Source organism: Gardnerella sp. DNF00109, assembly GCF_049262845.1.
Classification (GTDB): Bacteria; Actinomycetota; Actinomycetes; order Actinomycetales; family Bifidobacteriaceae; genus Bifidobacterium; species Bifidobacterium vaginale.
Genome location: NZ_CP058406.1, coordinates 1,413,967 through 1,436,039 on the forward strand (window position 1 = coordinate 1,413,967; position 22,073 = coordinate 1,436,039).

A 22,073-nucleotide genomic window follows, 5' to 3' on the forward strand; every position below is an offset into this window, starting at 1 on the left:
TAAAATTTATTTGTGTTTTTTGGATTTATTTATCTTTGGTCGCTTTACGCGCGGTTGCTGGCGACTTTTGAGTGTTTTCCAAATTATTCCCGAATTATTCCCAAATCACATTGGCTGGTTTCCATGATGCTTCCCTGTTCTCGAAACACGTTTTTTACTTCTTAAAATCTTCAAAGAATTAGCAATAACATCTCTTGTTTGCTCTGGATCTATCATTGCGTCAATCTGGCCAGTTTCCAGAGAAAGATTCGCGTTTACAGTGGTATTTTCGTAATTCTCAACAAGCTTTTTTCTTAAAGCGTCAACATCTTGTCCGCGCTCTTTTGCTTTTTGCAAATCCTTGCGATGAATAATGTTCACAGCTCCTTGAGCACCCAAAACCGCTATCTGGCTAGTAGGCCAAGCGTAGTTAAAGTCTGCACCCATAGACTTTGAGCCCATTACAATGTATGCTCCACCAAAAGCTTTGCGTAAAATCACAGTGACAAGCGGAACTTGCGCGTTTGCGTACGCGTAAATCACTTTTGCTCCCCTGCGAATAATGCCCGCGTGCTCCTGATCCGACCCTGGCTTGTATCCAGGAGTGTCTACAAGAGTTACAACAGGAAGATTAAACGCGTCACACAATCGCACAAATCGCGCTACTTTTTCGGAAGAATTAACGTCTAGAATTCCAGCATTGACTTTAGGCTGATTTGCCACTATTCCAACAGGATGACCTTCTATGCAAGCAAAACCGACTACTGCGGATGCTGCGTAAAGCTCTTGAACTTGCACAAATTCGCCATAATCTACGATTGCGCGAATAACGTCTAAAACGTCGTACGGCTGGCGATCGTTGCTCGGAACAATAGTCGCAAGCTGCTTAGCGGTTTCTCTGTCTGCGCGCGTGGCAGCGTATGCGAATGTTGGCGGATTTTGATTGCAATTTTGCGGCAAATAAGCCAAGATTGTGCGCGCATAGTCAATGGCGTCTGCCTCGTCTTCGCCCAAATAGTGAGCAACGCCCGAAGTGGAGTTATGCACATATCCACCGCCTAAATCGTCCATGCTAATCGACTCGCCAGTAGCTGCCTTAACAACATCTGGGCCAGTTACGAACATGTTGGAGTGTTCGCGAGTCATGATTATAAAATCCGTAAGAGCAGGGCAATAAACTGCACCACCAGCGCAAGGTCCAAGAATTAGTGAGATTTGCGGAATTAAACCGCTTGCTTCACAAGTTTTTTTGAAGATTCTGCCATATTGCGTAAGCGCGTTAACGCCTTCTTGAATGCGAGCGCCACCCGAGTCGATTAGGGCAACAACTGGAACTCCAAGCTGCAACGCCATGTCTAGAAGATGGCATATTTTCTGTCCTTCAGCGCGTCCAAGTGTGCCTCCTCGAACGGAAAAATCTTGAGCATAAACTGCTACTTTTTTGCCGTACACTTCGCCAAAGCCAGTGATTACAGCACATCCTGCAATATCGTTATTTATGTCTCCACCGTTAAAGCGGCCGATTTCTTCAAACGTTCCCGTATCAAAAAGCAAATCCAAACGCTCTCTTGCCGTGGATTTTCCCTTTGCATGCTGGCGCTCTAAAGCATTCTGTTCAGCGTCTCTAGCAAGGCGAGCCGCGTGTTCTACGGCTGATTTTCCACGCTGAGGCTGCGTAGGCTGCGCATTTTGCATAGTTTGTGCGTCTTTACTAACTTGCGCAGCATCTTTATTAACATCTTTTGCAACTTGTGTAGCATCTTTAGTAAGCGCACTCATTTTGCACTACCGCCTTTAGTCACGTCAATTGTTACAAGCTTTTCGCCTGCTTCTACACCATCTCCAGGCCCTACAAAAATGCCAGTAACTACGCCAGCTGCAGGTGCGTAAACGTAGTTTTCCATTTTCATGGATTCAAGAACAGCAAGTAAATCGCCTTTTGCTACGTTCTGACCTTCCGCAACGTTTACGCGTGTAATCACAGCTTGCATTGGAGCAGAAATCACTCCAGGAGCATCCTTTGGAGTTTCCGACTTGTGAGTATCTCCTCTTAATCCTCGTCCTCTAAGCGGCTGCGATGCGCGAACTGTGCTTCTAACTCGTGCAGAGCCAGTAAGATTGTCTACAATATCTTGCGGAATCGTAAGTTTTACGCGCTTATTGTCTACTTCTATTACAAAAGACTCCATTTTAGTTGGCTTATTTTGCGCGTCTTCACCAGACTTATTGGAATCCAAAGAAGCAGGCTGTCCGCCATTTGCCGCTGCAGCAGTGCGGTTCAAATACTTGTGTTCAAGCCATTTTGTAGAAATATCAAAATCGTGATCTTGCGCTGTAAAATCAGGATCGTTAAAAATTTGCTCAAAAAGCTTAGCAGGAGTAGGCACTCCCTCGACGCAAAGCTCCTTAAGCGCGCGTCTTACGCGAGCAATCGCCGCATCGCGATTTTGAGCCGTAACAATAAGCTTGCCCATCATGGAGTCGAATTTTGGAGACACGCTATCTCCAACTTCTACTCCAGAATCCACACGGATTCCAGGTCCAGATGGCCACTCGATTTTTGTTAGTGTGCCTGCGCTAGGCGTAAGATTCGTTGCTGGGTCTTCCGAAGTGATTCTAAGCTCAAAGCTATGCCCGCGCGAAGGGTGATTTTGCGTAAGCTCACCGCCGTCAGCAATCGTAAGCTGTTCGCGCACAAGATCTAGTCCGCTAACTTCCTCACTAACTGTGTGCTCCACTTGCAATCGTGGGTTCACTTCCAAGAAGTAAACTTTGTGTTGAGATGTCACCATATATTCGCACGTGCCCAAACCAACGTAGTCAACAGCTTCAAATAGGTTACGAGAATATCGGTGAAGCTGCGCGTTCTCGTCATCGGTAAGGAATGGCGCTGGTGCTTCCTCAACCAACTTTTGGTTTCGGCGTTGCACCGAGCAGTCGCGCGTGGAATATATGGTGAAGTTTCCATGCGAATCGCGGCCAACTTGTGTTTCCACATGGCGCGCCTTGTCTATAAAACGCTCAATAAAGTACTCGTCAAGGTCGCCGCCTTGCAAAGCGTCGTGGTTCATGTAGAATCCGCGAAGCTCGTCATCGTTGTGCACAACGGTTATTCCGCGACCGCCGCCGCCATCCGTGCGCTTCATCATAACCGGGTAGCCGTGTGTTTGCGCAAAAGTCAACAATTCTCGAATGTCTTTTACAGGCTCCGATATGCCTGGTACGGGCGGCACTTTAGCGCGAGTTGCCACGCGGCGAGCGGTTATTTTATCCCCTAAATCAATAAGCGCTTCTGGCTTCGGACCAATCCACACAGCGCCAGCATCAATCACCTTTTGCGCAAAACTCGCTACTTCCGATAAAAATCCGTAGCCTGGGTGCACAGCATCCGCTCCGCTTTTATGCAAAATGTCTATAATCGCGTCTTCGTTTAAATAAGTGTCTCTGTACGTGTCTCCAGAAAGCGCGTACGCTTCGCTTGCCATCTCAACATACTGTGCTTGACGGTCGGATGCCGCATAAATAGCTACAGTTTGTATTCCCATTTCTTGAGCAGTGCGAATCACTCTAAGCGCGATTTCGCCGCGATTTGCCACAAGTATTTTTTTGATATTCGTAACCATACGTTACAAGTTATAGGAAATTTGGCTTATAGTATCCGTGAATTTGAACAAAACATTATGCGATTTTTTGTAAACTTCTCCAACGCGCGACTGGTGATTTTTGTCTAATCTTTGATTCAGCAACGAAAAACAATACGAAAGAAGGATATCGTGGCTAATTTTGAATCTAACTCTGATGCAAACTCTAGCGCAGTTGCATCTAAGGCTTTTGGCGTTAATCGTTTGGCTGTTCCATTTGCTAAGGCGTTTTTGTTTACTGTTCTTATTAGCGCTGCAACTATGGCTGGCGCATTGCCGATTCCTGGAACTCCTGTTCCTGTAACTTTGCAAACTTTGGTTTTGGCTTTGGCAGGTCTTACTTTGACTTGGCGTCAGGCTGTTAGCTCTGTGCTTATGTACCTTGCGATTGGTGCTGCTGGAATGCCAGTGTTTGCAGGCGGAAAGAGTGGCGTTGTGGCTTTTGCAGGCCCTAGCGTTGGATTCCTTGTTGGATTCGTGTTCGGCGTAGCTGCGATTGCGCTCGTAAAGTCTGAGCTCGAAGGCGTTGTTAATGCCGCTATGCCAGAGGATTCTGTTGCTAAGAAATTTGCACGATTTGGCGCGTATTTTGCCGCATCTGTTGTTGGTTCTCTTGTGATTTACGCATTTGGATTTGTAGGTCAATCGCTTATGATGCACTTGCCTGTTTGGGCAATCGCCGTTGCTTCTACTGGCTTTATTGTTGGCGATATTATTAAGGCTGCAATCGCTAGCGCCGCTTGCGCAGGATTGTATGGCGCGTTTAAACGCAATCACAATGCGTGATTAATCGCGATAAATCGCATGATGCGTAATGCGTGGTTCGCAATTCGCGATTCGTAATGCATGATACGCAATGCGCAATTAATCGCAAGCGTAACGCGCTAACTATCTAAGACCGCAGTCTCGTCGCTGCGGTCTTTTTTGTTCTAAACGCTAATCGCGCAATCCATAATCCCGCGTTTGTTCCCTTTTTAAGCAAATTCGACAACAAACACGGGCAAAAATAAACAAACGCGGGCTAGCGTAATCAACAACGTAAATTTAAAACAAAGGATTACGAGTATAGTACTCTTTCAAAGAATCTTTAGTAATCACTTTAGAGCAAACAGCCGAGTCATCAACACCTTCACGCAAATCACTCCATGGAGCTTCTTTGTGCGTTCTTTCACTCAACTGACTGCCAGTATACGCACCAAATTTATCGCATACTTTCTCAATAATACGCTTTTGATCATCAGTCAAAATATTGGAATCAGACTGCTCAATATCCGAAAGATTAATCTCGCCTTTACGAATCAAAAACTTACCGCGATGGCGACTAAACAGAGTCGGGGCCACAGGACCATTTCTCCAAGCCTGAAAATTCTCACAAAACAACGGATTTCCAGTAGTGGCTAAACAATAAGCCTGCGAATAATAAGCCAACTTCTGCAACTTCATAGTAGTAACAGTTCCAGTAAGCTCAAGGATATACGCAGCCACATTAAAAATTGTTGTCATACGCACCTCCTCTTTAAACAGCGAATATTTTATAGTATACTTGAATATCATATTTTTAATCTATAAAAATCGAATTGGTAACATAAAACTATTTACTAACAAACAAAGCACTGAAAATATTTTTACTTAAAAAAATAATTGCGTCTTTTATTATTTTCTCAACATTATTTTATACATTATTTGATTAACAATTTATCATGTTTATACGCACTAAGCACAAACAATTATGCTCTTGTTTAAACCTATTAGTGTAAACAAGAGCATAAGATTAAGTAAAAATAACCTGAATAAATTGAATTTATACTATTCTTCACTCATCCACGATGTCACTACTATTTTCATTTTTGTCATTAAGATTAATATAAATATTTCTCATTTCTTCTATTGACTTTGACAATTCTTCTTCGGTATACATAGGATTTAACTTATTTTCAGGATGGTGAATACGATTTCTTATGTATGTTTGCAACGTTACCCTGAGAGTACCATTACTATAATCCATTTTATAGTCTTTATTCTTTTTGATACCTTTTTCGTTTAACCAATTGTCAAACTCCTTTTCGTTAATCCTCTTAGTAGCACCTTTATCAGATTTACCGTCTTTTTGATTGTCATTTTCTTCACTGCATTCAAGCTGCAATGCACCATATAGTTCATCGTGATACTCTACACTTATTTCGTTAAAGGCTAAATAATTTACCTCGTTTAATGAAGGATACTTTAAACAACTTTTTTCTGCAGATAAAATTTTTTTTCCATCATTTTTATTATCACTAATAATTCTTAAATTGGCGTAATCTAATTTCTTAACAATATACGCGCTATGTGTTGTTAATATAACTTGCGCCCCTGGTTCTTTGGCTATTTTTACAAAAGATTCAATTAATGTATTTTGATTATCCGTATGCTGAGACGTTTCTGGCTCTTCTACAGCATAAATTATGCCATTTTTAGCTTGAGATGTTTTGCTTTCTTTAGCCAATCTTTCTGCTTCACTTGTGAAAAAGCTGATAAGTATTAATCTTTTTACTCCACTACCTCTTTTATTGATTGGAATATTGTCATCTCCTGAAATAGATACAGATTTGAATACATCGAACCACTTTAATTTATCTGCAGTCGGTATAACAGGTGATAGGTTGGTAGCTACTTCTAAATTTAAATCTTTCAATTTTTCTAGTGTTCTATTTGACACTTCACGCAAGTTTTCTAGAACTTTTTTGGAAACTCGCTCTAAAATTGCTTTAATTTCAGGATCGCTAAGTATACGTTTTACAGCCTCTTTTAATGGATCTTGTACTTCTGAATCACTATCTGTATTTGATCTATCTGCTTGGAACAAGCTGTAAACTGGCATTTCTATAGATAATTTATCCCATATTTGCTTAGCATCTTCTTTTGAAGCATCTATTTCAACTTCTCTTAATTTCAGACCATCTTTGTCATGTTTTTCATAATAATTCCAAATTGCAGTTCTCATTATAGAATTAACTGTCATATTAGAACACTCTATATTGTTTTCTTTGATTATACTCTTTAAACTAGTGTTCTTTTTAAGTAATAATTCTGAACAATTTTCATTTGTTGGATGCTTAGCTTTAATATACACTTTTGGCGAGCCGCCATCATGATATTTCTTTATTATCTCTAGACAGTCATCATTATTTAATAAATATTCTCTTCTTAATGATGTTTTAAAAGATGAATCAATTTCTATTTCTTTAGGTAAATCTGTAAAAACTACTGATATAACTGTTTCTAAATCTCCATCTTCTCTAGATCTAACATTTACATCATTTTTATCTATTTTGATTATATTCTTACCATCATTAAAGAATATATCTAATGCTTCTAGAACAGTGGATTTCCCTGAATCGTTTTTTCCTACTAATACTGTTAGATTCTCGAAGTTAATTGTAGTCTCATTTTTATAACCGCGAAAATTCTTCAATTTAACAGTTTTTATTTGCATATTAAACCTTCTATATAATATTTATACTTAAAATTTTTAACTAAAAAACGCAGCAACATCTTAATTGCACTATTTAATAGTTATGAACCTCAGTTGGTATAACTCTCTTTTACTTTTACACTTACGAAAGCGCGTGGCACAACAACGTACCACTTTCGTTATTTTATAACCGTTTTTATAAAAATCAAAGCCATAGGAAGTTTTATAGCAAAGGGGTGAATGGTTATATTAACCACTCACCCCTTTACTAATTTCGTATACACTAAGAACAAGTCTTTAGATAATTCTTAACAAGCTATAGAACCACAACCAATTAAGACCAAAGACAAGTTCAAATAGTGCTTAGTGACGCATCTTGCGAACAGCAGCACCCATACCAGCAAGCATAGAAGCAGCCAAAGCAGTCAAAGCAACACCAACACCAGCATTACCAAGCTTCTCGCCAGACTTACCATGACCCTTAGCACCCTTAGCAGCAAGCTCACCCTTAGCATCAGCCTTCTTAGCAGCAGCCTGCTGAGCAGCCTTACCAAGCTTGCCACTAGCAGCATCATTCATAGCCTTAGTAGCACCTGGAACATCCTCAAAATTAGGAGCCAAAGGATCAGAAGTCACAACAGGAGGAAGCTTAGAAGCCTCAACACCGAAAGTCACCGCATCGTTATAGCAAGCCTTGTACTCAGCCAAAGCAGCATTATACTTAGCAGTAGAAGCAACAGCCTTAGCCTTAGCCTCAGCATAATCCTTATTAGCCTTAGCAGTCTCAGCAACAGCAAAAACAACCTTAGCCTGAGCACGATCTACAGCATCAGCAAGACGCTGAGCCAAAGCAGAATCATTCTTAGCAGAAACATTATAAGCTTCCAAAGCATCCTGAGCAGCCTTCAAAGCCTTCTCAGCAGCTTCCTGAGCAGCTACCTTACCAGCCAAAGTAGCCTTAGCCTTCTCATACTCAGCATAATCCTTAGTATAAGCAGCAAAAGCATCATCAAGATGCAACTTAGCAGTCTTCACAGCCTCAACAGCCTTAGCCTTATCAGCAGCCTTCACATGAACATGCTTTGCTTCACCTGGCTTAGTTGGCTGTGAAGTTGTAGTCTTACCACCAACAAGTTTAGCAAGCTCTTCCTTCAAAGCCTTAAGATTAGCAACATCCTGAGTATAACCAGAATTATATGCCGCTAACGCTTCCTTAGCTTTATCTAATTCTCCCTTAGCCTTGTTATAAGCATCTTGCGCGGTAGTAAGTGCAGTATTCAAGTCCTTACCGCTCTGATTCTTTTCAGCTCCGTAAGTCTTATCAGTATCTTCGCTGTCGAAGTCATCAGTCGTCTTTTTATCATTGCCTTGCTTTGCTTTATACGCCTTAAATCCAGCGTCATAAGCAGCGTAAGCAGCAGTAAGAGCCTTATCAGTCTCTTCAAACTTAGCCTTAGCCTGATCATAATTGTTCAGAACATCCTCAGATGGCTTAAGATTGTTATTCTTCATCTTTGTCTCAAGAAGAGCAATAGACGTCTTAAGATCTGCAATCTTAGCATCAGTATCAGCATCAGCCATTGCTGGAGTTGCCATTGCGAAGCCGGCAAGCAAAGTAGCGCCAGCAGCGAAAGCGGCGATAGCCTTCTTATTCATCATTTTAATTTCCTTTCTTCTTCTCCTCCGTGCTAGGAACACGAAAAAGAATTTGCCTTATGCGGTTTCCCGCGTAGCACCAGTTGAACTAGGGATTCACTGGTTGCTGATTCAAAAGATACAACATGCTTTAACAAAAATCAACCAAAACATTCAGCTTACATTCAGGTTTGTTTTGAAGTTTTTCTGAAAATACACAATAATATACCCAATAAAACGTAAAAATTACGATTAATCATATTTAAAAACAGAAAAATATCCAAGACACGCCGTATATAGACTTTTTTTAAGATTCTTTCAGGTTTTTTTAAGGTTTGCATTTAATTGGCGTGTCGTCTATGCCACACAGCAATAGTTATTGCTATTAAAAACTACACAACAATATCTATTCAGACTCATCTACACAACTACAATCAAACAAAATTACGATAAAAACAAGAAAACTACTATAAAAATAAGATAATTATTACAAAAGTTAAAATTATAAACTCTCACTTCATTCGTCAATGCTTGATTGCTCAATATAATCTAATGGTTTATCAATAAACCTTCGAAGCGCGACTTGTGCTGCTCCAAGCAATGCAGACCTTCCACCAACTTCTGACATTAATACTCTAACATTTACAGCTTCGCTGCATAATACTTCAGAAGTAAGTTCTTTACTAATTCTTTGCGTAAGACAAACACCAAATCTCTGCCAAATACCACCTAAAATGACCGTATTAATATCCAGTAGATTAACAGCAGACCCAATTACAGATACTAAAGCTTCTACTGCTTTATCGACAGCGCTGACAACTATCTCATCACCAGATTTCCAACGTTCAAGTAAAACATTTACAGCTTCAATTTTTGTTGCATCACACCCACTAGCAATACGAGCAGTTTCAACCAATGCTCTCCTACCAGCAAACGCTTCCAAACATCCGCGTCTTCCACACCTACAAATAGGGCCATCTAAAGACACAGACACATGACCTATTTCTCCAGCAAAACCATTTTCACCATAAACAACATGCCCATCTCTAACAACAGCACCACCAATACCAATATCTGTTGATATGTATATAAAAGAATCCGAAGGCTTCATAATGCTATCGTTTTTACGCTGCGTAGCAAAACCAGGAATCTGCGCTATAGCTGCAAGATTAGCTTCATTCGCAGCAAACACATTAAGTCTCTCAACAAGCTCATATTGTCCAAGATTAAGGTTTTTCCATCCTAAATTCGGCGACGCCAACAAGATAGATCCATCAATCACAACACCAGGCAAAGCTAATGCACCGCCGAGTATAATGTACCCTAATTCTCTAGCTTTTGTTTCACTATCAAGCACAATATTATTTAGATTATCAAAAACTTCATTAGCAGTGAGCTGCTCCATATCACAATCAACCCATTGCTCGTCAATAACATCACCATTTATATCAACAGCAGCAAAACCATAACCATCAGTATTTATTTGTAATCCAAAAGCACAAAAACTTCCAACGCTCACAGCAAGTGACGTACCAGGACGACCATAATGCACAGAAACGCTATCTGCCTCATGAAGAACCTTACTAGATATAAGTATTTGCACAAGCAAAGATATCGTAGCCTTGGTTAAACCAGTTGCGCGAGCCAATTCTGCACGAGTCATAGGCTCTACAGAACGCAAAATAGTGTCTAAAACAACAGACAAATTATGATTGCGCAAATCATCCTGATTTATACTTCGTAAAGCTGACATGCTACCTCTTTCATTACTGGACAAATTCTAATACAACACATAAATCTAACGCACAAGTAACCAACCTATAGGTCACAATACTAATAGAAAATTCTCCTAAACCGTGCTAAGCTTTAGTTTAGTTCATTCATCTAACTAATTGCAAATCAGCGAGTGCAATTTTTGCGCAATTGCCTTCAGATGAATAGAAAAAATAAAAATGTCAAAAAGAATAACAGTCTACACAGGAGTAACTATGAAACAAATACTTGTTGCTGGAATTGACACATCAACTCAATCAACAAAAATACGAATTACAGATGCCGAAACAGGAAAATTAGTACGTTTCGGACAAGCAAAACATCCAGAAGGAACTAGCATACACCCAGATAGATGGTGGGAAGCGTTCCTAAAAGCAAAAGAACAAGCCGGAGGACTAGATGACGTCAGCGCACTGTCAGTCGGAGGTCAACAACATGGTATGGTACTTCTAGACAAGCAAGGAAACATTGTTAGAGATGCACTACTATGGAATGATACTCGCTCAGCACCAGAGGCTACACAGTTAATCGAGAGTCTACAAGGTAAATCAGAAAAAAACACTGATAAACAAAGCCAAACCCTTGAAGGAAAGCGTAACTGGGTTCGTGCAGTTGGATTATCCCCTGTAGCGTCATTCACTGTAACAAAAATTGCTTGGGTAGCCAATCATGAACCTGAACTAGCAAATAAAGTAGCGGCTATTTGCTTACCTCACGATTGGCTAAGCTGGAGAATTGCAGGATATGGTCCATCTAGCACTTCTAATCATTCTTGTAGGGATACTGTTGGACTTGATAAACTTTTCACGGATCGCTCAGACGCTTCTGGCACAGGATACTTTGATCCAACCACTAATAACTACAGACGAGATTTGATAAAACTTGCATTCGGTAGAGACGATGTAATTTTACCTAAAGTTTTAAACCCTAACGAAATAGGAGCATATGCAGATCCAGAAATAGCAGGTAAAAATGTAGCTGGAGGATGCTTAATAGCTCCCGGAGGTGCAGATAACGCTATGGCTGCTTTGGGTTTAAACATGGGAATTGGAGATGTATCTATATCACTAGGAACATCAGGAGTAGCCGCAGCCGTTTGTCAAACACCAATATACGATATGACTACTGCAGTTGCAGGTTTTGCCGACTGCACTGGGCACTGGCTTCCATTAGCATGCACAATTAATGGTTCGAGAATAATAGACGCTGGATGCAAAGCGCTAAGCGTCGACTACGAACAATTCGCAAATCTATCAGCACAAAGCATACCAGGAGCACAAGGAATTACACTTATACCATATTTTGACGGAGAACGCACTCCAGATAGACCAAATTCTACGGCTAGTATATATGGGTTAACATTAGCAAACACAAAACCTTCTAACATAGCGCGCGCTTTTACAGAAGGATTGTTATGCTCTCAACGCGATTGTTTGGAATTAATAAAATCACTAGGAGTCACAGTAAAAAAGATTCTACTAATTGGAGGTGGCGCAAAATCATCAGCAATACGAGCATTAGCACCATCTATATTAGGAAGTGATGTCACTTTACCAAAAACCGACGAATATGTTGCTATCGGTGCTGCAAGACAAGCAGCTTGGACTCTTTCAGATAAAGAGTATCCACCTATTTGGCAGAATGAAATAGAAACAACTTTGTCTGGAGAACCTAACGAAGAAATATATAAAAAGTATTTACATTACCGCAACTTAGAAAAATAAATAAAATAAATATTCCAATAAGACATTTATTTGAAAATGCTCTGTTATAGCACATTGTTCAATGTAACATAACAGGGCATTTTAATATATGCATGTGTATTTAAAAATATAAAAAGTGCATGCACCTTACGATACATGCACAATTTTGATTACAATAATTTAATTACAATAATTACTAAAGCTACAATTACTAAAATTACTTTTTGCGCTTCTTGCTAATCAAATCATAAGCAACAGCAGCCACAACCACCAAACCTTTAATAGTTTTGACAATAGCGGCATCCGCACCCATAATAGACAAACCCTGATTGAGAACACCCATAATTAATGCACCAACCATAGCGCCAGGAATCGTACCAGTTCCACCAGAAACAGCAGCACCACCAATGAAGCATGCAGCAATAGCATCCATCTCAAATTCTTGCCCAGTTGCAGCGGTAGCAGATGCAAGTCGAGACAATGTTACAACAGACGCTATTGCTGTAAGAACACCCATCGTTAAGAAAATCTTGAAATCAACCAATTTAGTATTTATGCCAGAAAGAATAGCTGCTTTTCTATTTCCACCAACAGCATAAATATCACGACCAAAAATCATGCGATTCAACACGAACCAAAAAACTCCAACGAGAACCGCAATAATAACCAATACTATTGGAATACCGCCTTGCTGAGAATTTCCAGAAGATGCCAATAAATAAGTAATAAAACCAATAGCTGCAACAGATACAACAATTTTCGTAATAGTAAACGAAAGTGGCTCAATCAATAATCCAGTCTTCAACGACTTCGCTCTCTTACGCAGTTGCACAACAATTACACCTACAATGGCAAGAGCACCTACAACGATAGTTAATCCATCATATCCGCCCCAGAATCCAAAAATATTAGGAAGATAATCTTTTGCAATAGCTCTGAATTCGCGAGAACGTAATGGAATAGACTCACCCGCAACAACAGTTGCCAAACCTCTAAAGATCAACATGCCACCTAAAGTGGTCACGAATGCAGGAACTTCAACATACGCTACCCAGAATCCATGCCAAGCACCTATTAGTAAACCTATGAAAAGCATGAAAGCGATTGCAAGCATCCAATTCATTCCCCAATGCTTCATAGCAAAAGCACCTAAGCCACCAATGAATGCAACAGCAGATCCAACAGATAAATCAATATGTGTAGCAACAACAATCATAAGCATCCCGATTGCCGTAATCATAACATATGCATTTTGTTGGAATAATGCAACAACATTATTTGGATACAACAACCTATTTCCAGTCAACACTTGGAAAATAATGATAACAGCAACGAGAGCAAGATAAATACCGTAAGAACGAGCATTCCCCAGCAATAGCTCTTTTAATCCAGGAGCACCAATAGCTGTATTTTTCTTCTTTGAATAAGCAGATATTGATCCAAACATAATATCCTCTTTCTTTGCTACGCAACGATGCGAAGTTTAATTACTAATAAAATCTGATAGATTGAACTATTCAACGGTAAATGACTTCTCATATTCCAATGGAACATCACAAGTCATATACTTCATTAATTCTTCTTGATTTGTCTCATGAGCATTCAAACAAGCTGTAATTTTGCCTTGACTCATCGTGTATATACGATCACATATACCAAGCAATTCTGGCAATTCCGAAGAAATAACAATTATTGCACTACCAGAATCCGCTAACTTGTCGATAATCTCATAAATGTCATACTTAGCGCCTACATCAATGCCACGCGTAGGCTCATCAAGGATAAGAAGCTTAGGCTGAGTTGCCACCCATTTTGCCAATACAACCTTCTGCTGATTACCACCCGAAAGATTGCCAACAGGCATTTCAATAGTGTTACACTTCATACGAAAATCGTGACGATATTCTTCAGCAACTTTCGCTTCCTTATGTCTATCAATAACACCCAGATTACTAACTGACTTTAAATTAGCTAACGACGTATTTTCTCGAATAGAAGCTAATAAATTCAATCCGTAAACTTTACGATTTTCTGTAGCGTATGCCACAGCATGATCAATTGCAGAACGAACAGAATTGAATTTAACCTCTTTGCCACTTAAGTACAATTTACCAGATGCATTAGTGCCATATTGCCGACCAAAAACACTCATCGCAGTTTCAGTTCGTCCTGCACCAATCAATCCAGCTAAGCCAACAATCTCACCCTTACGCACATTGAAACTAACATCATTAGCAACTAATCGTTTTTCATCCAACGGATGATGCACTTTCCAATGTTCTATTCGAAAAGCCTCATTACCAATTTTTGCAACATGCTCAGGATACCTATTAGTAAGAGGACGACCTACCATATGGCGAATCAACTCATCTTGATCCAATGGATGCTGATCATCAACATCAATATGAGTAATTGTCTTACCATCACGTATCACTTGTACAGCATCAGCAATATAAGCTATTTCATTAAGTTTATGGGAAATAATAATAGCTGTAATACCACGCTCACGACGCAAACGATCAATCAGATGAAGCAAATTTGCAGAATCCTCATCATTTAAGGCTGCAGTAGGTTCATCAAGAATTAAAAGCTTTACATCTTTAGTCAAAGCTTTTGCAATCTCAACAAGCTGTTGTTTACCGACACCAATGTTAGCAATAAGATTACTTGGATCTTCATCCAATCCAACAGTTTTCATAACTTCGCGAGCAATACGATATTGTTCAGTATCATCTATAGCAATTCCCTTTTTAATCCTATTGCTGAGGAAAATATTATCAGCAATACTCATATACGGCACTAAAGCTAACTCTTGATGAATGATAACAATTCCTTTTGCCTCAGAATCACGAATCGTTTTAAATTTACAAACATTACCTTCATAAATAATGTCTCCCTCATACGTTCCATGAGGATATACACCAGAAAGAACATTCATCAACGTCGATTTACCAGCGCCATTCTCTCCACATATTGAAAATATTTGTCCACGTCGAACTTTCAATGTTACGTCTTCAAGCGCTGTAACCGAACCAAAACGTTTCACGATATGACGCATTTCAAGGATGACATCTTGTTTGTCAGTCACTGATTTTTCCTTTCTTAATGAAATACGATATTGTCGTAACTGAACCAGTATCAAATGCACTCAGCTACATAATTGATTAGCAGCCGAGTGCTCGACTAGTATCACAAACCAGCATCAGCTGCCGAAATATAGCCAGAATCAACAAGCTCTTTCTTGGCATTCGTTTTATCTACAGATACTGGTGACAGAAGCATAGAAGTAACATCCTTATTACCGTTATTAAAGACATCCTTTGTATTTGGCTTCTTACCATCAACAAGATCTTTAATCATTTTTGCTGTAGCCTTAGCGAGCTTACGCGTATCTTTATACACTGTCATAGTCTGTTTGCCTTGAACAATTGCAGCAACATTAGCCTTTTCAGCATCTTGACCAGTAATAATTGGGAAATAATTCCATCCAGCAGACTCAACAGCGTTAACAGTACCCAACGCAATAGCATCATTTGGAGCAAGAACTGCATCTAACTTCGTACCATCGTTATAGAAGGAATTAATGCGGTTTTCCATTTCAGCCTGTCCCTTTTGCCTGTCCCAATTGTCAATACCTATTGACTTCCAATCATCAAGACTCTTTGGAACTTTGCCGGACTTAGATTTCAAGACACCAGATTTAAAATAAGGCTCTAGCACTTTCCAAGCACCTTCATAATAATATCTAGCATTATTATCTGTTGGAGATCCAGACATCAATTCGACATTAAATGGTCCCTTTTTACCTTCTTTAAGACCAAGCTTGTCTACAATGTACTCTCCCTGCATGCGACCGACATCTGTCAAAGAGAATGTAGCATAATAGTCAACAGCATCGGTGTTCATAATCAAGCGATCATAGGCAATAACTTTTGCACCATTAGACTCAGCAAGCTCAGCAGCAGCACCAGTAGCAGTTCCATCGATTGATGCAATAACTACATAATTTGCACCTTGATTTGCCATATTCTGAATTTGAGAAGACTGTAAATCAGTTTTACCATCAGCATATTGCAGGGTGACCTTATAGCCAAAATGCTCAAGTTCTTTCTTAAGATTCTCGCCGTCAATCTGCCAGCGTTCCAATTGCTGTTCTGGCATAGAAATTCCAACACTAATCTTTCCACTCTTATTAGCAGCCCCACTAGCACCACCACGCGTAGAAGGAGCTCCACAAGCAGCAAATGGCAACAACATAGCCAACGCACCAGCGATACCAATGATCTTTTTCCACTTTTTCATCATTATCCCTTTCGGCTTTGAACGGAATATTATTTAGTAAATAACGACAAATTGTAAAATATCTTTTTCAAATACTTACATACAACCAAGCGTGTCACCCCGAAAAATCAGAGCGACACGCCAAGTTAGGAGGAAGGAAGAGAATGACGCAATAACTCTAACAAATATTTTGTTATTAAATATTCACACTTTTACTCAGTTATACTAGATACAGTTTGAATCACCCTTCTCTTAGAGCATCAATAATGTAATTGTTAATCGTTGCCTTCACTGATTCAAGATGATCAGATTTAGTTGCAGCGATCAACTTTTCTTGAGGAATATCCAAAGCATATTCTTCAAGAGATGACAAGCTGGCTGTGCCATTTTCTACAGTTAATCCAATACCAGAATCGTATGAAGAGTACCGATCTGCCTGTAAATTCTCAATGAATTTATCTTCATGCATTTTTGCAGCGACCAATAAGCCTGCTGCAAATGAATCCATACCAGCAATATGAGAACGGAACAAATCCTCAGCATCAAAAGACGTACGACGTGGCTTAGCATCAAAATTAAGACCACCATGAGGACCAATCGACCCTTCTTGCAAAACTTCCCACATTACAGTTGAAGTTTCATAAAGATCAGTTGGGAATTCATCCATATCCCACCCAATAAGCTTGTCGCCTTGGTTTGCATCCAAAGATCCAAGAACACCTGCTTCTCTAGCAGTACGAATCTCATGTTGATAAGTATGACCAGCTAAATTAGCATGATTACCTTCGAGATTCAGCTTAAATACATCCATCAAATCATATGTTCTCAAGAATGCGATTGCAGTCGAAGCATCAAAATCATACTGATGCATCGTAGGCTCTTTAGCCTTTGGCTCAATCAAGAATTGCGCATCAAAACCAATTTCCTGCGCATAATCATGGCACATGTGGAAGAATTTTGCCATATGTTCTTGTTCGCGCTTCATTTGTGTATTCCACAGGTTTTCGTATCCTTCACGACCACCCCAGAATACATAATTTTCAGCACCTAAGCGTTTGCCAATCTCTAAACTATGCTTTAGCTGACCTGCAGAGTATGCATAAATATCTGCAAATGGAGATGTTGAAGCGCCAGACACAAATCTAGGATTTGTAAACAGAGATGAGGTATTCCATAGCAATTTAATACCTGTTGACTTCATGTTCTCTTCAATTTTATCAACTACACGATCGAGATTGCGATTTGTTTCACGAAGAGTATCGCCTTCTGGAGCTATGTCGCGGTCATGGAAGCAGAAATATCCCACAGACAATTTCTGGAAAAGCTCAAATGCATAATCGACTTTAGCTAAAGCCTCATCCATAGGATCACTATATTTGCCATAATACGGTCTATGAGCCGTACCAGTTCCAAATGGATCAACAAGAGTTTGGTCGAAAGTATGCCACCATGCAACAGCAAAGCGCAACCAATCTTTCATCTTTTTTCCAGCTACAACTCTATCCGCATCGTAGTAGTGAAAAGCTAGACCCTCCTTTGGACCTTGCGCTCTACCTACATATTCGATCTTATCAATATTCCATAAACTCATATTGCTCCTTTGCTCAAACCAGCACGACTTCATGCCGATATCAATATAGTAAAATGATTAACCTAAGTTTGTCAAATGATTTTACTATTTCGGCGTTTCTTACAAATTTACTTGAGACTAGAAAAATAGCTTAATTAAATCAGCAAGCAACACACGCCAATGGACCGATAACTCACAAATGTAAATTGCACACAAAATCAATGAATTATACGATACCAAATACACAACAATATGATCAAAAGGTCAAAACATAAGAACATAAACCCGCGTTTGTTCCCTTTTTTAGCAAATATAGAAACAAATGCGGGAATACTTGCCCGTGTTCGTTTACGCATTTGGCGATTTTGGGAACAAACGCGGGCGAATCTACGACTTCGAGCTTAACGCGCAGCACGCGAATGCACTTCGATTCGCTGAGCCGCTCAAACGTAAAGTCCAGTGGACTTTACGTGCAGCGAAGACGTGAGCGTGCTTAAACCGCGCGAGCAGCATGACCACACTTTACACCAGATTCAACACAAAACATGCACAAATACAAGCAAAGCGGCATGAAGCTCATGTAAAACACAAACTTCATGCCGCCCTATAGGAGAAAGCTACGAGAATTTTGGTTTGCCACTTATACTGTCCACCATAAATCACTCGTAGCCGCGATGACAATGAATCAATAAGTCACATATATAAACCCTTAATTCCGAATTATTAAAAACATATCAATTTTTAAACGCTATATTAACCCCTGCAAAATTTTCTCATTTTAGTCAAAAACAATAACAGCCGCTTCAAAATCATGAAGATTACTTATACACAAGCTATCGCCATCGAACGATATTTTTATACTTTCTGACATAAAAGTTTCTATATTTTTATCCACAAATTGATGTGGAATAGGCAATATAACTTTACAAGGTGATTTAGCAAAAGTATGCAGCACAACAAATAGAGGATTATTACAATCCATAGGTTTCCTTATGATTGCTTGCCAACCTTTAGGACTACGATAGCTGACTATTCCACTACCAATCCAACTACTTATACCGCGATCAATTGTTTTATTAATTTTTTGATACAGACCTATAGCCTTATCTATTAACCTCCATTGCCAATCAGATAAACTTTCAACATCCCCAGATAGGCACAATCTACCTAGAAAACCCGTACAAAGCCTATAAATGACAGCATTCTCATCGAGATTTTCCCTCATCACTGCCCAAATTTGCGATTGTCTCGGCAAAATCATCCTATGCATATTGGCTGCAATGATAGGAGATTCAATACATTCATGTGCATCAGAGAAGCTGGCCATTGAAGCAATTTGCATAAAAGATTGAACTAATCTATGACCACCAGCTGAGCATATTTCAATAACAAGATTAGGTAAAGATTTTCGTATTTCATCAAAGAAAGACATAGTAGCTTGAATATGCGAGTAAAGACCATCACCAAGAGAGTTATAATCACACCTATAATCGCAATCTACGGTTTCACAACCTATGCCTATAGAGTCATTGTAATCCACTTTAAGGTAATCAATTTTATTTTCTTTCAAGAAATCAATTACTCGCACACGTAAGTATTCTCTTACATTTTTATTTCTCATATCCCAAAAACGACGTTGCCCTGACGTTATAGGAACACCATCCCTTTTAAGCAGCCATTGCGTACGATTGAATAAGGATTCTTCATCTTCTCCCACTGCTTCAAATTCAAACCATATTCCAACTTTTAAACCTAAGTTATGAAGCCTTTCTACAACATATTTCATACCGTGAGGAAAAGATTGTTTATCAACACACCATTTACCGAACCTTATTGCAGTATCAAACGACTCATGATCAAACCAACCAGCATCAATAACAACATAGTCAATATCATGCTTACTTATTATTTTAGATTGCGAAAGAACACTTTTCTCAGTAGGCAATCCCCATGTTGAGCAATATTCATTAAAAATTATAGGAAGATATGCCTTCTCATTTTTCGGCAGAGATAAATTCTCACGAGTATGTTCCAATAAACATTGAGATGCTAAGTCAACTCCACCTTGCACTACAGTTGCGATAGCAGAAGGAGCAGTAAAAGATTCCCCAGGGTTAATTGTATGCATCCAATGACCAAACTCACGATCTGCAATACCTCCAGATATAGAAAGACCATTATCGCGCCTATATATTTCCATCTGCCAGCTAGAAGCATGAGTTGTTGATACAGCCCATGTAACATTATTTACAATATCTTCTATTGCAATAAAAGGAGCCCACTCTCTCACGGGGAAAGACCCTACACTTCCAAACCGTAAAGAATTTGCACTATGCTGTTGCCAATCAGGCTCTAGCTGAAGATCTTCTGGTCTTTCTGTGATTAAACGTCCCTCTGCACTCCAAGTACTATGAAGTCTGTGTATTCTCATGCTTTCTGCTGCAAGACCTGTCAATAATGGCGATAGAGAACCTAAAGTAAAACTCGACAACATCTCTAACGTAACGGGTTTATTTCCACAATTTTTTACTTCTGTAGTGATCTCTATAGTTGACGAACAAGCTCCAAATTGCAAATTATGAATATACTGTACATGTCTACTGTCTTCTAATACTGTAGTAATAAACGAAGATTTGCCTCTCATAACGCAATTCTGAGAAACGAAATGCATGCCCTGCACCGTAGATGAATTTCTCATTGTTCTGCCTTGCGCGAAACCATCTGGATAAGAATCACCAACGATTTTCGCTTGTATTAATGGTTCTGGCTTGCAATCATCACGCATTGCTTTATCGGCAAATTTCTCTGGAACCAATATAAAATCAACGTTATCGCAACCTATATTTCGATAAATAACCGATATCCCATTATTTGTAAAAATTTTAGTTTTCAACATCATATTTATTCTTTCACCTGATTAACCACTAGCAACACAAAAGCCATATAAACTATCCATTTTTACGATAACGAGTAGATTCACGAATAACTAATTGCTCTGTATTATGACCTATAAAATGTGGCTCATCTTTATCTATTACTGCTTTACCATTTGACTGATCTAGAATTATCTGAGCAGCATAAGCTCCAAAAAGTTCAAAATCTTGGTGCCATGTCGTTAATGCTGGAACAGATAATCTAGCAATTGGGTTATCGTCAAATCCAATAACATTTATATCTTCAGGAACATGTTTACCAACTGAATATAAACCACGCATAACTCCTAAAGCAATTTCATCATTACCAGCAAAAATAGCAGTTACATCATTGCGCCTGCCAAGAGATACACCAATTTTTTCAGCATCTAATGGATCCCACGAGGTTTTATATGGATTTGGTATTACTGCTCCAGCTTCCTCTAAGGCTTTTTTCCAACCAGATTGCCTAGTTTGCTCTTCATCTTCTTCTGGAGGCGCAACATAATAGACAGTATCTGATCCAAGAGATAACAAATATTTTGTTATCGCATATCCACCCTGATCATCGTGAGTGAACAATTGATACTGTCCCTTACGTCTATTCCCACCAATAAGAACAATTGGTAAATCTTTCTGCGCATTTCTGATAATTTCATCACACGCTATTCCATATCGAGGTTGATCAATTATTATTCCCAATGGATTAGTACTTAATGCTGACTTAATACATTGCTTAAGAGTATAAGGAGATTGATGCTCATCAAACAAAATAACGTTAACCACAACTCCTGATTGCGAAGCTATTCTTTCAACGCCTTTTATGCAACCAACAACGCCATATAGTAAATCTTGACCAGCGAAAAATGTTATTACATTAGATCGCTTTGAAGCTAAACCTTGCGCAAGCAATGACGGATGATAATCAAGTAATTTAATAGCATTAGCAATACTTTCCCTCTTAGCTGGCGTTAAACTCTCAGAATGATTAAGATACCTAGATACAGACGATGTAGATACTTCAGCAAGCTTAGCCACATCACTAATAGATGGCGGTTTATTATTATTGTTCGACCTCTTTGTCACAATATAATCTCCCATCAAAACCACAATTTAATATTAAAA

14 protein-coding genes are annotated in these 22,073 nt (G+C 39.3%); 2 read left to right on the forward strand and 12 right to left on the reverse strand.

Annotation, left to right across the window (positions count from 1 at the left end; all coding sequences use genetic code 11):
* Positions 1-105: 105 nt before the first annotated feature.
* Both HXT20_RS05455 and HXT20_RS05460 read right to left on the reverse strand, forming a co-directional pair.
* On the reverse strand, positions 106-1,758 hold the full coding sequence (locus tag HXT20_RS05455; protein ID WP_422114307.1) for an acyl-CoA carboxylase subunit beta: 1,653 nt from the start codon (positions 1,756-1,758) through the stop codon (positions 106-108).
* Entirely contained in the window at positions 1,755-3,602 is a 1,848-nt protein-coding gene (locus tag HXT20_RS05460; RefSeq protein WP_422114308.1) for a biotin carboxylase N-terminal domain-containing protein, read from the reverse strand. Before HXT20_RS05460 ends, HXT20_RS05455 begins: the two co-directional genes overlap by 4 nt.
* 150 nt (positions 3,603-3,752) lie before the next feature.
* Here HXT20_RS05460 and HXT20_RS05465 point away from each other — a divergent pair, with 150 nt between their 5' ends.
* Positions 3,753-4,406 carry a biotin transporter BioY gene (locus HXT20_RS05465; RefSeq protein ID WP_422114309.1) on the forward strand — a complete coding sequence of 218 codons (654 nt, stop codon included), beginning with the start codon at positions 3,753-3,755 and terminating at the stop codon, positions 4,404-4,406.
* Between the two features lie 258 nt (positions 4,407-4,664).
* Here the strand turns inward: HXT20_RS05465 and HXT20_RS05470 are convergent, their stop codons facing one another.
* The 4 genes from HXT20_RS05470 to HXT20_RS05485 all read right to left on the reverse strand — a co-directional run bounded on the left by HXT20_RS05470 (position 4,665) and on the right by HXT20_RS05485 (position 10,462).
* Positions 4,665-5,123 (reverse strand): Panacea domain-containing protein, encoded by a 459-nt coding sequence (locus HXT20_RS05470; protein WP_004116604.1) that lies wholly within the window; start codon positions 5,121-5,123, stop codon positions 4,665-4,667.
* A 310-nt stretch (positions 5,124-5,433) separates the two neighbouring features.
* Positions 5,434-7,095, reverse strand: a complete 1,662-nt coding sequence (locus HXT20_RS05475) for an ATP-binding protein (RefSeq protein ID WP_174190899.1) — start codon at positions 7,093-7,095, stop codon at positions 5,434-5,436.
* Positions 7,096-7,437: 342 nt separating this feature from the next.
* Entirely contained in the window at positions 7,438-8,733 is a 1,296-nt protein-coding gene (locus tag HXT20_RS05480; RefSeq protein WP_422114310.1) for a hypothetical protein, read from the reverse strand.
* 493 nt (positions 8,734-9,226) lie between these two features.
* Complete coding sequence (locus HXT20_RS05485) at positions 9,227-10,462, reverse strand: ROK family transcriptional regulator (protein ID WP_004116253.1); 1,236 nt, start codon at positions 10,460-10,462, stop codon at positions 9,227-9,229.
* Between the two features lie 235 nt (positions 10,463-10,697).
* On the opposite strand from HXT20_RS05485, the gene HXT20_RS05490 reads away from it, so the two are divergent.
* Positions 10,698-12,206, forward strand: a complete 1,509-nt coding sequence (locus HXT20_RS05490) for a xylulokinase (protein ID WP_422114311.1) — start codon at positions 10,698-10,700, stop codon at positions 12,204-12,206.
* Positions 12,207-12,402: 196 nt separating this feature from the next.
* On the opposite strand, the gene mmsB is transcribed toward HXT20_RS05490, so the two are convergent.
* The 6 genes from mmsB to HXT20_RS05520 all read right to left on the reverse strand — a co-directional run bounded on the left by mmsB (position 12,403) and on the right by HXT20_RS05520 (position 22,034).
* Positions 12,403-13,632 (reverse strand): multiple monosaccharide ABC transporter permease, encoded by a 1,230-nt coding sequence (mmsB, locus tag HXT20_RS05495; protein ID WP_004116257.1) that lies wholly within the window; start codon positions 13,630-13,632, stop codon positions 12,403-12,405.
* Between the two features lie 66 nt (positions 13,633-13,698).
* Positions 13,699-15,243 (reverse strand): sugar ABC transporter ATP-binding protein, encoded by a 1,545-nt coding sequence (locus HXT20_RS05500; protein WP_032836432.1) that lies wholly within the window; start codon positions 15,241-15,243, stop codon positions 13,699-13,701.
* 131 nt (positions 15,244-15,374) lie between these two features.
* Positions 15,375-16,487, reverse strand: coding sequence for a sugar-binding protein (locus tag HXT20_RS05505; protein ID WP_116772978.1), 1,113 nt, complete (start codon positions 16,485-16,487; stop codon positions 15,375-15,377).
* Positions 16,488-16,707: 220 nt separating this feature from the next.
* Positions 16,708-18,057 (reverse strand): xylose isomerase, encoded by a 1,350-nt coding sequence (gene xylA / locus HXT20_RS05510; RefSeq protein WP_004116263.1) that lies wholly within the window; start codon positions 18,055-18,057, stop codon positions 16,708-16,710.
* A gap of 757 nt (positions 18,058-18,814) precedes the next feature.
* On the reverse strand, positions 18,815-20,935 hold the full coding sequence (locus tag HXT20_RS05515; protein WP_285060154.1) for a glycoside hydrolase family 36 protein: 2,121 nt from the start codon (positions 20,933-20,935) through the stop codon (positions 18,815-18,817).
* A 49-nt stretch (positions 20,936-20,984) separates the two neighbouring features.
* A complete protein-coding gene (locus tag HXT20_RS05520; RefSeq protein WP_004116267.1) occupies positions 20,985-22,034 on the reverse strand; it encodes a LacI family DNA-binding transcriptional regulator in 1,050 nt (349 codons plus the stop codon).
* Positions 22,035-22,073: the final 39 nt, after the last annotated feature.

Coding starts and splice junctions, on each gene's coding strand:
- HXT20_RS05505 (WP_116772978.1), bottom strand. CDS start 16,487: ATGAAAAAGTGGAAAAAGATCATTGGTATCGCTGGTGCGTTGGCTATG.
- HXT20_RS05460 (WP_422114308.1), bottom strand. CDS start 3,602: ATGGTTACGAATATCAAAAAAATACTTGTGGCAAATCGCGGCGAAATC.
- HXT20_RS05485 (WP_004116253.1), bottom strand. CDS start 10,462: ATGTCAGCTTTACGAAGTATAAATCAGGATGATTTGCGCAATCATAAT.
- HXT20_RS05475 (WP_174190899.1), bottom strand. CDS start 7,095: ATGCAAATAAAAACTGTTAAATTGAAGAATTTTCGCGGTTATAAAAAT.
- mmsB (WP_004116257.1), bottom strand. CDS start 13,632: ATGTTTGGATCAATATCTGCTTATTCAAAGAAGAAAAATACAGCTATT.
- HXT20_RS05515 (WP_285060154.1), bottom strand. CDS start 20,935: ATGATGTTGAAAACTAAAATTTTTACAAATAATGGGATATCGGTTATT.
- HXT20_RS05470 (WP_004116604.1), bottom strand. CDS start 5,123: ATGACAACAATTTTTAATGTGGCTGCGTATATCCTTGAGCTTACTGGA.
- HXT20_RS05480 (WP_422114310.1), bottom strand. CDS start 8,733: ATGATGAATAAGAAGGCTATCGCCGCTTTCGCTGCTGGCGCTACTTTG.
- xylA (WP_004116263.1), bottom strand. CDS start 18,057: ATGAGTTTATGGAATATTGATAAGATCGAATATGTAGGTAGAGCGCAA.
- HXT20_RS05490 (WP_422114311.1), top strand. CDS start 10,698: ATGAAACAAATACTTGTTGCTGGAATTGACACATCAACTCAATCAACA.
- HXT20_RS05455 (WP_422114307.1), bottom strand. CDS start 1,758: ATGAGTGCGCTTACTAAAGATGCTACACAAGTTGCAAAAGATGTTAAT.
- HXT20_RS05500 (WP_032836432.1), bottom strand. CDS start 15,243: ATGCGTCATATCGTGAAACGTTTTGGTTCGGTTACAGCGCTTGAAGAC.